General features: G+C 64.3%; 9 protein-coding genes. 3 read left to right on the top strand and 6 right to left on the bottom strand.

All coding sequences use genetic code 11. The features are described from left to right. Positions 1-44 precede the first annotated feature (44 nt). The 3 genes from BGK68_RS25435 to BGK68_RS25425 are packed head-to-tail and all read right to left on the bottom strand — an operon-like array spanning position 45 to position 4,057. Entirely contained in the window at positions 45-2,570 is a 2,526-nt protein-coding gene (locus BGK68_RS25435; protein WP_075259363.1) for a TonB-dependent siderophore receptor, read from the bottom strand. Between the two features lie 27 nt (positions 2,571-2,597). Then, entirely contained in the window at positions 2,598-3,548 is a 951-nt protein-coding gene (locus tag BGK68_RS25430) for a FecR domain-containing protein (protein ID WP_075259362.1), read from the bottom strand. 8 nt (positions 3,549-3,556) lie between these two features. After that, on the bottom strand, positions 3,557-4,057 hold the full coding sequence (locus BGK68_RS25425) for a sigma-70 family RNA polymerase sigma factor (RefSeq protein WP_233149417.1): 501 nt from the start codon (positions 4,055-4,057) through the stop codon (positions 3,557-3,559). Between the two features lie 554 nt (positions 4,058-4,611). On the opposite strand from BGK68_RS25425, the gene BGK68_RS25420 reads away from it, so the two are divergent. Continuing rightward, positions 4,612-5,448, top strand: coding sequence for a hypothetical protein (locus BGK68_RS25420; RefSeq protein WP_075259360.1), 837 nt, complete (start codon positions 4,612-4,614; stop codon positions 5,446-5,448). 70 nt (positions 5,449-5,518) lie between these two features. On the opposite strand, the gene BGK68_RS28140 is transcribed toward BGK68_RS25420, so the two are convergent. Further along, positions 5,519-5,683, bottom strand: coding sequence for a hypothetical protein (locus BGK68_RS28140; protein ID WP_198937264.1), 165 nt, complete (start codon positions 5,681-5,683; stop codon positions 5,519-5,521). 500 nt (positions 5,684-6,183) lie between these two features. Between BGK68_RS28140 and tynA the strand changes: the two genes are divergently transcribed. Both tynA and BGK68_RS25410 read left to right on the top strand, forming a co-directional pair. Further along, complete coding sequence (gene tynA, locus BGK68_RS25415; RefSeq protein ID WP_075259359.1) at positions 6,184-8,475, top strand: primary-amine oxidase; 2,292 nt, start codon at positions 6,184-6,186, stop codon at positions 8,473-8,475. Between the two features lie 75 nt (positions 8,476-8,550). Continuing rightward, the gene (locus BGK68_RS25410; protein WP_075259358.1) at positions 8,551-9,981 is read left to right on the top strand and encodes an aldehyde dehydrogenase family protein; all 1,431 of its coding nucleotides are present in this window, start codon (positions 8,551-8,553) and stop codon (positions 9,979-9,981) included. A gap of 205 nt (positions 9,982-10,186) precedes the next feature. Here BGK68_RS25410 and BGK68_RS25405 read toward each other — a convergent pair whose 3' ends face one another. Continuing rightward, entirely contained in the window at positions 10,187-11,182 is a 996-nt protein-coding gene (locus BGK68_RS25405; protein WP_075259357.1) for a WD40/YVTN/BNR-like repeat-containing protein, read from the bottom strand. Positions 11,183-11,197: 15 nt separating this feature from the next. Then, positions 11,198-13,567 carry an efflux RND transporter permease subunit gene (locus BGK68_RS25400; protein WP_075259356.1) on the bottom strand — a complete coding sequence of 790 codons (2,370 nt, stop codon included), beginning with the start codon at positions 13,565-13,567 and terminating at the stop codon, positions 11,198-11,200. Between the last annotated feature and the right edge of the window lie 91 nt (positions 13,568-13,658).

Genomic DNA, 13,658 nt, shown 5'->3' with positions numbered 1-13,658 from the left:
TCTGTTACAAATTTTTTCCGGATGGCCCTGGCAGGGCGAGCCCGTCAGAATTCGATGATGTGGGTCAGCGTGACCGTGCGCCCCGGTTCCACCCCGATCAGGTTGGTGGCGAAGTCGCTGAAGAGGCGGCGGTCGAACAGGTTGCGTACGCCCAGGGTGGTGCGGCTACCGGGCCGGCGGTAGTAGAGGCTGGCGTCGGTGCGGGTCTGGCCGCCGATGCGCACCTGAGTATCGGCGTCGCTGAAGGCGGAGTAGCCACTGCGCGCGGTCATGCCCAATCCGAATCCCCAGCCGCGCCATGCCTCGGACTGGAGGTCATAGGTGCTCCAGAGGCTGGCCCGATGATGGGGGAACTGTCCCAGCCGGCTGTTCTGTTCCGGGCCAGGGGCGGGACGAAACAGGCTGTAGCTGTAGCTGGCGATGAGGTTCCAGCCGCGCGCCAAGCGGCCCGACAGGTTCAGCTCCAGTCCCCGGCTCACCGCCGAGGGCAGCAGGACATAGCGGTTCAGGGGCGCGCTGGCGTCGGCAAAGACCGATTGCAGCACATTGGTATGGGTGGCCCGAAAGAGCGCCGCCGTGAAGACCGCACGCCGCTCCAGCAACTCCAGCTTCAGTCCGATCTCGGCCGACCTGCCCGTGGTGGCGGGGGCCGAGATGATGCCGGGCCGGCTGTCGTTGAGGCTGGAGTCCAGCAGCACCTGGCCGGGCGTAAAGCTGCGGAAGTAGTTGGCGTAGAGCGTGGCGTTCTGGCTGAAGCGATAGGCCAGCCCGAGGTTGTAGACCGGGACATTGCGTGGCGGCGAGGTATCGTGGACCACGCCATCGGCATCCTCATCCGAGGAAAAATTGTTGCGCTCCCGCTCGTAGCCGGCATTGATCAGCGCGTACCAGCGCTGCCAGGTGATCTGGTCCTGCAGGTAGAGGTTGGAGGTATAGATCGCGTCACCGCCCCCGGTCAGGCTGGGCTGGCCGCTCAGCGGCGGCAGTGCTGCCTGGGAGGGCGGCCAGGGGACAGTGACGGCAACGCTGTTGTCACCATCGCTGTAGCTGCGCAGCCGCGTGCGCGAGAAGCTGGCCCCGGCCATGATGCGGTGCTGCCATGGGCCGCTGACGATCTTGCGCGAGACATTGTTGTCCAGGCTGATGCTGTCCGTATGCAGCAGGGACTGGTCGGCCACGCACACGCCGGTACCGGCATCCAGGTCCACCGGAGCGCAATTGGTGTAACCCGCCGAATGGTAGCGCAGCCGGTTGATCCGGGCCCGGCTGGTGAGGCGCCAGTCCTCGCCCAGCGCCTGTTCCCAGTGGTAGAACAGCTCCGTCTTGGTGGCCAGGCTGCGGTCATCGGCCCGGCCCCAGGGGGCGCTGCGCAGGTCAGGGCCGGGGCCGTTCTCGCCCAGCAGCGCGCTCTGGTAGCCGCCGAAGGGGGTGCGCGTCACCTGATGGCTCAGGCCGGCCACCACCGAGGTGGTGGCGTCCTTGTAACCGATAGACGGGGCGAGATAGAACTCGCGCGCGCCGTCGTAGCCATCCAGGGTGCGCTTGTCGTGTACCACCGAGACGATGGTGCGATAGGTCCAGGCGCGGTCTTCCGACAGGCTGCCGCCGAGGTCGAGGGCGCTGCGGCGGTGGCCGCGCTGGTCCACCTCCAGTGTCAGCTCGCGCAGCGTCTCGGCCACCGGCTGCTTGGTCACGATGTTGACGGACCCGCCCGGTTCCATGGGACCACCCACGATGATGGAGTCGGCCCCGCCCAGCACTTCCACCCGCTCGATGGCGGCCGTGGGCACATCCAGCGAGGTGATGGCGCGCGAGCCCGAGACCCGGCCATTGGTCGCATTGACCAGCGAGACCAGGTCGCCCCAGCCATCGCGCATGACTGGCGCTACGAAGCTGCGCACATAGAGCGTGCCGGCCTGGTCCATGCCATCGCCGCGCCCATAGGCGACCGAACTGATGTTCTGCAGACTGCTCACCACCGACTGCGACTGCTGGCTCTCGATGAGGCCGCCCGTGATTTCCTGCAGCGATACCGGCAGCGAGGACAGCGGTACCTCATTGCGCGTGGCCAGCCGGCTCTCGGTGGCCAGAAAGCCGCTATCGGCATAGCCGTGGCTGGTGTCGCGCGGGTCGCGCTGGCCTGAGCGCAACACCGGCGGCAGCGGCGGATTGTAGTGTTCGGCAGTGGCGAGGTCGGCACTTTGGGCCGCGGGTGCGCTGGCACGCAGCACGCCAAAGGAGCCATCGGGATGGCTGACCAGTTCCAGCGGGCTGCCGGCCAGCGCTTGCCGCAGGGCCGCCTCCAGGGTGAGCTTGCCATGGACGCCAGCGCAGTTGAGCTTGGCCGCCGCAGCCGGATCGAACAGCACGATGCCCCCGGCCGAGCGCGCAATGGCTACCAGCGCCTGCTCCATCGTCCCCGCCGGAACCTGGAAATCGAACAGCGCCGCCTGCGGCTGGACCATGCCGGCCGCAGCGGCCTGGGCGGTGGGCGCGCAGGCCCCGGCCAGCAGCATCGGCGTCGCAGCCAGGCAGTGCGCCATCAGGCGGGCAAGGCGTCGCGCGGGCATGAGAGGGCTCGATGAAAGGATGAGAGGTCAGGAGCGGCTGCTGATGCTGACCCAGTAAGGGCTGACCCGGTTGACCGTGATGGGCAGCGCACTGGCCAGCGCCGACAGGGCGCGGTCGGTGTCGTCCAGCGGGAAGGCCCCGCTGATGCGCAACTGCGCCACCGCCGGATCGAGGCGCAGCAGCCCCTTGCGGTAAGGCCGCAGGGCCGCCACCACTTCCTCCAGCGAATTGTCGGAGGCGGTGTAATAGCCCTCCACCCAGGAATTCTCTGCGCCACCGGTGGCACGCGGCGCGCCGATCTCGTCCTGGTCGAACCAGGTGCGCTGGCCCGCCGCCAGGGTGGCATGCTGGCCGTTGCGGGTGCTCAGCAGCGCCGCCGCCTGCTGCGCTACGAGATCCGTGCGCAGCGGCTGCAAGCCCAGCATCAGCGTGCCCGCCGTCGCGCTCACGCTGCCATGGACCGTCTCGATGGAAAACGGCAGCGCATTGCCCGCCGCGATCTGGACCTGGATTTCGCCTTCCAGCAGACGTACCTGGCGCAGCGTGGGCGAGATCAGATGGTCGATGGCGCTGCGCGCATTGAGGGTGATGATGCTGCCATCGGCCAGCGTGGTGCGCTGGCGCTGGCCGGTGCCGGTGTGCAGGTCGGCGGTGAGCGCATCGACCGGGGTGATGCGGTCCAGCAGCGCAGCCGCGCCCACCGCCAGCCCGGCCAGCGCGGCGATTTGCTTGAGCGCCTTGCGGCGCTTGCTTTTCTGTTGCAGGGTGTTGCGCAGGATGACCGGCGCTGCGCCCACCTGGCGCGGTACGTCGAATTGCTGCACCGATTGGCTCAGGTTGGCATAGGCCATCGCATGGCGCGGATCGGCTGCCTTCCATCGTTCAAAGGCGGTGCGCTCGCCGGGCGGCAAGTCGCCTTGCTCCAGCTGCAGCATCCATTCGATGGCCTGCTCGACGATCTTTTCATCCTTGCCCATGCCGTGGTCTATTCCAGCGGCGCGAAGCCGGCGGCCTTGTAGCATTGCAGCAGGCCCTTGGCCACGTAGCGCCGCGCCACGCTGGGTGTGATGCGCAATTGCTCGCCGATGGCCTGGTAGGTCAGGCCATCGAGCTTGTAGAGCAGGAAGGCCGCGCATTCCTTGGCCGAGAGACCGGCCAGCGCCTGGTCCATGGCGCGCAGGGCCTGCAGCAGTTGCAGCTGGTCTTCCGGCGAGATCGCCTGGACATCACCGCTCACATGGGCCAGCGCCTGCAGGCAGGCTTCTTCCAGATCGCGGCGTCGCCATAGCTCATAGACGATGCGGCGCGAGATCGTCGTCAGCAAGGCCCGTGGTTCCCTCACTTCCTGCGGTGGCGGCGAGTGCAGCAACTGCGTGAAGGTCTCGGCCGCCACATCCTCGGCCGTGAAGGCATCGCCGACACTGCGCCGCAGGCGCGTGCGCAGCCAGCCATGATGCTCGATGAAAATGGCTTCGATCCTGCTCATGGCATGGAGGTGGTCGGATGTCGGATAGGAACTCATCTGGTGGCTTGCAAAAAAATGCGAGTCAAACTGGCCTGATGGCGTGTGTCCCATGAATCTGGTCTCATCACCAGCCCATGGCCCCTGCGCCACAGAGTACGTTGAGAATTATAAGAGAAATTCTCAACTGTAAAAATATTCCTGATCAACCGCGCGGGCAAGCGCAGGGGAAGGCATTTAAGCCAGGTGGGAAGCGGAAACTCGGGCGATCTGATGTCTTGTTGTGTGAGCAGGAATGCAAGGATTTTGCAGGGATAGTGTGGAGGGAGTGTGGAGGTGTCAGTGTTTTGTCAGTCATTCTGCGCGCCAGGAAGCGTTCGGGGCGCAGCGAAAACTACTCGTTGAATTGCGAGCAGAATGTGCTTTAGGTAAAGGTTTCTGCACGTTGTACACCGACCGCAAAGGAAATGCTAAGGCATTCTTGATGCTGGCAAAACTCTGTTCACGTGCGCGGTTTTTCATGTCGGACCTCCTAGAATCAAGCTGCCATTCGGGCATAAAAAAAACAGGAGGGGAGCTTGAAAGACCGATTCATCATCGTGGCCTGCGCGGCCGCCGTATTCTCCAGTAGCGCCTGCGAGGCGAACCAGGACATCCTGTCGGCCAATAACCAGATAGCACTCCAGTTCCTGTCCGGAAATCTCGATTACACCGAAAAGCGCGAAGGCAAGAACGACACCGTCCTCGATACGGAGAGCGGTACCGTGCCCGGCGCCGCCATCACGGCGGTGATCATGCGTGATCTTTGGCTGGGCAACGAGTACCTGCAGTTTTCCTATGCCCGCAAACGGGGCCATACCCACTACGTGGGCGCGTTGATGAGTGGTGGCAATTACGGCTCGGTCACAGCGACGTCCGGCGCGGTGCTGACCGATTACAACCTGCGCCTGGGCAAAGCTTTCACGCTGCACCCGAGCCTGCTGCTGACCCCGTTTGCCGATATCGGCCACCATGAATGGCAGCGCGGCGTCAATGCCGGCGAGACCTACCGACATGGTTCGTTTGGATTGGGCGCCATGCTCCAGGCCAACGTCATGAGCAAGATGGTGGTCAGCGCCACGGCCATCCTGGCGCGCACTGTGGATGCGCATATCGACGTGGCCAACAGCGACTCGGCCCAGGCCAGCAATGCCTTCTCCGCCAGCCTGGGCAATTCGCAGCTCTACAAGGCCGCACTGGCCATCGACTACGCGCTCAGTCCTGCATTGCACGCCAGCGCTGGCGTGGACTACTACGCCTTCAGGTACGGGCGCAGCGCCAACGTGCGTACCGCCAATGGACTTGCCTACTATGAGCCCAAGAGCGATTCGCGCTATCTCACCTTTGCCGTCGGGGTGGGTTACCGCTTCTTCTGAGGTGGATGTGCCGCTGTCTGCTCCCCGTGCTTGCTCAGGTGGCGGCTTCGTGGGGGCAGTTGACGGACTTCTATTTCGCGGCCGTCTGATCGTCATTCTGGCCGGCGCGGAACATGCGGCGCGCGGCATCAAGCGCATCTTGCTCGATGTACTTCCGGTTTTTCAGGAACATGGCTGCCACCCCTATGCAGCCAACGAGAGCCAAGATGGCAAATATCAGACAGACGATATACATGACGCTTTTCCCCCCGGATGGCGTTCAACGTTTCATACAGACTAGCGTCGGCGGAAATAAAGGAAAGCGGCAAATGGCGGCAATCTGATCTGGAGCAAGAAGACGTGGTACTTGCCGGGATATTTGCTGAGGTGAACTGGCGATTACGTGAAAATTTGATTGTATTGACGTGCTGATGCTGGGGCTTTCTCACATTTTCTCGCATTTTGCTTTCTCTTCGATCAAGTCTCAGCCTGATCACGTCGTCGATGCGCATCGGCTTGAACAAGCCTATCCAGAATCGGCAAATCAGCCCTGCCAGGCATCGCCCGTCGCGCTTGCAGAAGGCGATCGGCAGGGGTGATCACCAGGGTTTGCCGTGAAACACCGGCTGCGGGAGCAGGCAAGCCTGCATCTGGCCACCGGAGGAAGGCTGCAGGTTTGCCAAATCGGGCTACGTCCGTGCGGAAGGGGAACGCAATAATGCGTACACACCCTATCCTCACCGATACGTTCCGACCATGACCTCCAATCGCCTCCGTTCCCGCCCGCTGCTCAAGGCGGCGCTGACTACGCTCACCGCAGCCGGTCTGTCCACTGCCTTGCTGGCGCCGCTGCCGGCATCGGCCCACGGCGCGGCCGCCCACATGCTGCCCTTGAAGAAGACCATGGAAGACTTCGGCGCCACCGTGCGCTGGGATGCCTATGCGGGTCTGTGGACCATCCAGCGCAACAGCGTGACCGTGCGCGTCAAGCCGCGCGCCAATACGGCGCTGGTCAACGGCCAGAGCGTGAAACTGCCGGTGCCGCTGGTGATGAAGGGCGGCCAGCCCTATGTCTCGGACGAATTCATCAATACCGTCTTCGCGCCCAGCCTGGACAAGACCTTCCAGATCGAGGCCGTGCCGCATCCGCTCAATCCGCTCAGCGCTGACGAGATCAATGCCACGCTGCAGGTGTTGCAGGCCAGCGGACGCTGGCAGCCCAACTACCGCTTCACCGAGATCACCCTGGCCGAACCGCCCAAGGAGCAGGTCTGGAAGTTCGCCCTGGGCGAGCGTGGGCAGACCATTGCGCGGCGTGCTGATTTCACTCTGCTCGATGGCAGCAAGGTCATCGAAGGCACGGTGGATCTGGGGCAGCGCAACGTGACACGCTGGGAGCCCAAGGAGGGCGTGCATGGCATGGTGCTGGTGGATGATTTCGCGACCGTCCAGAACGCCATGGAGAGCAGCCCCGAATACGCCCAGGCCCTTGCCAAGCGCGGCATCACCGATATCAAGAAGGTAGTGGCCACACCCCTGACCGTGGGTTACTTCGGAGGCAAGGACGCCCTGCAGGAAGACGCCCGCCTGCTCAAGGTGGTCAGCTACCTGGACGTGGGCGATGGCAACTACTGGGGCCATCCCATCGAGAACCTGGTGGCGGTGGTCGACCTGGTGCAGAAGAAGGTTATCAAGATCGAAGACAATGGCGTCATCCCCGTGCCGATGAAGCCCACTGGCTATGACGGCAGCGGCCGCGCCCTGGTGCCGCCGCCCAAGCCGCTGGATATCAGCGAGCCCGAGGGCAAGAACTACACCATCACCGGCAATACCCTGCGCTGGCGTAACTGGGAGATGCACTTCAAGCTCGATTCGCGCGTGGGCCTGATGTTCTCCACCGTCACCTACAATGACCACGGCAAGAAGCGCCAGATCATGTATGAAGGTTCGCTGGGCGGCATGATCGTGCCTTACGGTGATCCGGATGTGGGCTGGTATTTCAAGGCCTATCTGGACTCAGGTGAATATGGCATGGGCACCCTGACCTCACCCATCGAACGCGGCAAGGACGCACCCGACAACGTCGTCCTGCTCGACGCCACCCTGGCCGACACCAGCGGCAAGCCGCGCACCATCCCGCGCGCCATCGGGGTATTCGAGCGCTATGCCGGTCCCGAATTCAAGCACCAGGAATACGGCCAGCCCAATCTCTCGGTGGAACGGCGCGAACTGGTGATCCGCTGGATCAGCACGGTGGGCAACTATGACTACATCTTCGACTGGGTCTTTGCCGAGAACGGCACCATCGGCATCAATGCCGGCGCCACGGGCATCGAGGCGGTCAAGGGCGTGAAGTCCTCCACCATGCGTGACGCCAGCGCCGCCGAGGATACCCGTTACGGTACGCTGATCGATCACAACATCGTCGGCACCACGCACCAGCACATCTACAACTTCCGCCTCGACCTGGACATTGATGGCCAAAACAATTCGCTCACCGAAGTCGATCCGGTGGTGCTGCCCAATACCCGCGGCGGCCCGCGCAGCAGCACCATGCAGACCGTGCAGCGCACCGCCGAGACCGAGCAGCAGGCCGCGCAGAAGTTCGATGCCTCGACCATCCGGCTGTTGAGCAATCCCAACAAGTTCAACAAGGTCGGCAACCCGGTGTCCTACCAGTTGATCCCCTATGCCGGCGGCACCCATCCGATCGCCAAGGGCGCCAACTTCTCGCCGGACGAATGGCTCAACAAGCGCCTGAGCTTCATGGACCGCCAGCTGTGGGTGACCCGCTATGACCCGCAACAGCGCTTCCCGGAAGGCAAGTATCCCAACCGCTCGCATGAAGACACCGGCCTGGGCGCCTTCGTCAAGGACAACCAGTCCATCGTCAACCAGGACGATGTGGTCTGGCTGACCACCGGCACCACCCACGTGGCGCGGGCCGAAGAGTGGCCCATCATGCCGACCGAATGGGTACACGTCCTCTTGAAGCCCTGGAACTTCTTCGACGAGACGCCCACCCTCGGACTGAACAAGAAGAAATAAGGCTTTCCCAAGCTTGTCATCATTGACCGCCTGCGCCCCGGCCCGGCGGTCTTTTTTTTGAAAAAAGGAGACTCCATGCACATCGCATCCAACATCATCGGCGGCCAGCTGCGCGCAGGCAGCCGCCAGCTCGATTCCTACAATCCCGCCAGTGGCGCGGTGATGGGTCGCTTCCCCCAGTCCGACGCCATCGAAGTGGCCGCCGCCGTGGCCGCCGCGCGCCAGGCGCAGCCGGCCTGGGCTGCGTTGAGCCTGGCGCAGCGGCGCGAATACCTCAATCGCGTGGCCGACGCCATTGCCGCCGATGCCGAGCGCCTGGCCACGCTGGTGACGCAGGAACAGGGTCGTCCTCTGGGCGGCGTCGGTCCGGACCAGGTACCGGGATCGCGCTTCGAACTGTGGGGCTGCGAAGCCTGGACGCGCGCCACTGCCAGCCTGGAACTGGCCCCGGAAGTGGTGTTCGAGGACGAGACCCGGCGCGATGAACTGCACCGCAAGCCCTATGGCGTGATCGCCGCCATCGCCCCCTGGAACTGGCCGCTGATGATTTCCATCTGGCAGGTAATTCCCGCCCTCTATGCCGGCAACACCGTGGTGCTCAAGCCTTCGGAATACACCAGCGTGTGCGGTCTGGAACTGGCCCGCGTGGTTGCCGAGGCCTTGCCGCCAGGCGTGCTCAATACCGTCAGCGGCGACGGCAGCGTGGGCGCGATGCTGGTGGAAGATGCCGACGTCAACAAGATCATGTTCACCGGCTCGGGAGCGACCGGTGCGCGCATTGTGGCCGCTGCTGCGCGCAACCTCACGCCGACCACCATGGAGCTGGGCGGCAATGATGCGGCCATCGTGCTGGATGATGCCGATCCCAAGGCGATTGCGCCGGGCCTGTTCTGGGGCGCTTTCCTGAACATGGGCCAGACCTGCGCCTGCGCCAAGCGGCTCTATGTGCCCGATGCACTGCATGACCAGATCGTCGATGAACTCAAGGCCATCATCGCCGCGCTGCCCATGGGCGATGGCCTGCAGCCGGGGATCGCCATGGGGCCGGTCCAGAATCCGATGCAGCTGAAGAAGGTCGTGGCGCTGGTGGAGAGCGCCCGCGAAGAAGGCGGCACCATTGTCTGCGGCGGCGTGCTGCCGGACGGCCCGGGCAATTTCTATCCGCTCACCCTGGTGACCGGACTGCGCGATGGCGCGCGCCTGGTGGACGAGGAACAGTTCGGCCCGGTGCTGCCCATCATCCGCTACAGCGATCTCGAGCAGGCCATCGCCAACGCCAACCGGCTCGATGTCGGCCTGGGGGCGTCGGTCTGGAGCGGCGACAGCCAGCGCGCAGCGCAGGTGGCCACGCGCTTGCAGGCCGGTACGGTGTGGGTCAACCAGCATGGCATGGTGCATCCCATGGTGCCCTTCGGCGGCAACAAGCGTTCGGGCTGGGGTGTGGAATTTGGCCAGGAAGGCTTGAAGGGCGTGACCCAGCCACAGGTGATCAGCCTGAAGAAGTAAACCGTACCGCTCAGTACGATAAAAAAAGAGGATATCCACGGATGTCCTCTTTTGCATTCATCTGATGCGGATGCCACGACTACCGTTCGTCCTGAGTAGGCCCAACGGGCCGTATCGAAGGCGCGCCTCAGTCCCCGCTTCGATACACGCCCCCCCACGACTCAGGAAAAACGGGCGACGATGCGCTCGCACCGCCCCGTGATCGCTAGCGAGATGCGCTGACCTCCAGCTTCGCCTGCCCACCCTTGCCATAGGCCAGTGGCCGCTCGGCCCGGCCATCCTGCAATTCCAGCGTGGTCAGTGCATCGCGCGCAGTGGCCTTGATGCGCCACTGGCGGCCGTCATCCTCGCTCACCAGCAATGCCCCCGAGAGCGAGCTGGCCATCACCTGATTGCCCTCGCTGCGCAAGGCGGTGATGGAGCCGCTGGTCGGCGAGGCGATCACCTGCCAATGCTGGCCACCGTCGTCGCTGCGCAGCAGCTTGCCGCCCAGGCCGCCGACCACGATGGCGCCGGAGGCTGTGGTCACGCCGCTCCACAGTGAGGCCTTGGTGCCGGTGGCAAGCGCTTCCCAATGCTGGCCGCCATCGCGGGAGCGATACAGCACCCCCTGTTCGGCCGCCACGAAGAGCGCGCCATCCCGGCCAGGGAAGATATGCAGCAGGTTCAGGTCTCCGCGTTGCTGGCCTGGCGCGGTGGGCAGCTTGACCTGCTGCCAGCTCTTGCCGCCATCCTGGGTGTGCAGCAGCAGTGACCATAATCCCGCTGCCCAGCCCTCATTGGCGTTGGCGAACCAGATCGAGAACAGCGGCTGGTCCACGCTGGTATCGCTGCGCTGCAAGGCCCAGGTCTTGCCGCCGTCGGCGGTGTGCAGGATCACGCCGCCATGGCCGGCCGCCCAGCCCTGTGTTGCATCGGCAAAGCTGACCGAGGTCAGCGTGGTATCGACCGGCACCTGGTCGGCCTGGCGATAGCTGGCGCCGCCATCGTCGGAGAGGATGATGTAGCCATACGCTCCCACGGCGACGATGCGGCTGCCAGCGCGGGCCGCGCCCAGCATCATGTTGTGCAGGGCGTGGGCGTCGGTGCGGGCTGCCGCCAGCGTAACGGGCGCGGCGGCCTGGGCGAACACGGCACCGGCGGCGCTGGCGGCCAGCAGGGCCAGGGACAGGGGAATGGCGGATGTCTTGAAGAAGGTCATGACTCGTCCTTGCGATCAGTGCGCCAGGGCGCTGTTGAGCTTGATGGGCGATTTGCGCGGGAACATCTTTTCCAGCACCACCGCGAAGGCGGGCAGGGCGGTCATCGCCATGACCAGGTTGACCAGGAACATGAAGGCCAGCAGCTTGCCCATGTCGGCCTGGAACTTGAGGTCGGAGAAGGACCAGGTCGCCACGCCGATGGCCAGCGTGATGGCCGTGAAGATGGTGGCGATGCCCACTTCCTGGATGGCGTTGTGCAAGGCCGCTTCGATGGCCAGGCCCGCCGCCAGGTGCAGTTGCAGGCGGTTGTAGATGTAGAAGGCATAGTCCACGCCGATGCCCACGGCCAGCACCATCACCGGCAGCGTGGCCACCGTCAGGCCGATCTGCAGCTGCTTCATGAAGGCGTAGCCGATGAAGGTAGCGACCGTCAGCGGCAGGCAGCAGGCGATGATGGCGCGCCAGTCGCGATAGACCGCAAACACCAGCAAGACGATCGCGCCATAGACGTAGAGCATCATGGGCAGTTCGGATTTTTCCACTTCATCGTTGACGGCGGCGATCACGCCGGCATTGCCGGCGGCCAGGCGGATTTCCAGTCCGTCCAGCTTGTGCTGGTCGCGGTAGCGCTTGACGGCCTGGATCACGCCATTGATGGTGGCGGCCTTGTGGTCGGCCAGGAACAGGTGGCTGGCCAGCATGTTGCAATCCTTGGACAGGAAGCCGCGCACGCGACCGATTTCCACGGCCAGCGCGGCATAGTTGCCAGCGTCCAGCGGCACCGTGAACATGGCCGGATTGCCTTCGTTATAGCCTTCGTTGTAGATCTTCATCTGGTCGGCGAAGGAGCTCACCGAGAGCACCCCCGGCACGTGGCGCATGACGGTATCGAACTGGTCCTGGTAGCGGCCAAAGCGCACCTGGTCGCAGGAGTTGGCGGGTGTGGCCAGGATCACCGTCAGCCAGTCCAGGCCATTGCCGTAGTTGTCCGCGATCCAGCGGGCGTCGCGGTTGTAGCGTGCGTCGGCGTGCAGCTCCGGTGCGCCCGGCTGGAGCGTGCCGACCAGGCGGTCATGGCTGTACCAGGCCGAGCCGGCCAGCACCAGCAGCGTGATCACCACGATGCTGCGCGCCACCCTCGGCTGGGCCGAGCGCGACAGCACCGCCAGCCAGCGGCCGCGCGCCTGCTGGGCGCGCATGGCGGCATCGGCATAGGTCTTGCCGACCTTGAGCAGGGAAGCCGCCAGCGGCAGCATGACCAGGTTGGTGATGATCTTGTAGCCCACGCCGATGGAGGCGGTGATGGCCAGCTCGCGCACCATGGGAATCGGAATCATCACCAGCGTGACAAAGGACACCAGAGCCGTGACCAGCGCCAGCACACCCGGAATGAGCAAGCCCTTGAAGCTGGCGCGGGCGGCGGCCTCGCAGGACTGTCCGCTGGCGATGCCGCGCACGATGGTGTTGATCTGCTGCACCCCATGCGACACGCCGATGGCAAACACCAGGAAGGGCACCAGCACGGCCAGCGGATCGAGTCCGTAGCCCAGCAGGCGCAAGGTGCCGAACTGCCACACCAGCGACACCAGAGAGCAGGCCACCGGCAACAGCGTGAAGGGCAGCGAACGGCAATACCAGTACACCGCGATGGCGGTCAGCAGCAAGGCCATGATGCAGAATTTCACTACGCCTTCGGCGCCATCGGCCACATCGCCGATCTGCTTGGCAAAGCCGATGATCTGGACTTCGAAATCGGCGTTCTCGTACTTGGCGCGCAAGTCATTCAAGAGCTTGTTGTAGGCGAGATAGTCGACTTTCTCGCCCTTGGCGTCGAACTCGTTGATCTCGGCCACGATCATGGCGCTGTCCTGGTTGCGCGAGATCAGGGTGCCGACGAAGCCGCCATTGATGGCGGTGTTGCGGATCTGCTCGATGGTCTCGGGCGTGAGCGCTGAGGGAATCACGGTGCCGGGGATGACCGGATCGGCGCGGAAGCCTTCCTCGGTGATCTCGTTGACGAAGGTATTGGGCGTCCACAGCGACTGCACGCCCAGGCGGCTGATGTTGGGCAGGAACATGACGGCCTGGGTCATCTCGGACAGGCGGGTCAGTCCTTCCTTGGTCCAGATGCTGCCATGCCGGGCGCGCAGCACGATGTTCAAGCGGTTCGCGCCGAGCACGTCGTCGCGGTATTGCTTGAAGGTGTCGATGTATTCGTGATGGGTCGGCATCTGCTTTTCAAAGCCGGCGTCCATGCGCAATTGCAGGGCGAAATAGGACAGCACGGCGGTGAAGGCCAGTAGCAGCGCCAGGATGGGGATACGCAGGCGGAACAGGCTGGCTTCGAGTCTATCCAGGCTGAACAGGGAAGGGGTGGCGGCCATGGTGCGGGTTCTCGGTCGTGGGTCTGGTGGAAATACAATTGCCGCCCGCAGGCGGCAGCAAGGGCAGCGCCCGATCCGTGGAGGGACCGGG

This window comes from Herbaspirillum camelliae, assembly GCF_001929405.1.
Taxonomy (GTDB): domain Bacteria; phylum Pseudomonadota; class Gammaproteobacteria; order Burkholderiales; family Burkholderiaceae_D; genus Herbaspirillum; species Herbaspirillum seropedicae.
Note: the sequence above shows the minus strand (reverse complement) of the source record. Positions and strands in the feature narration are given on the sequence as shown.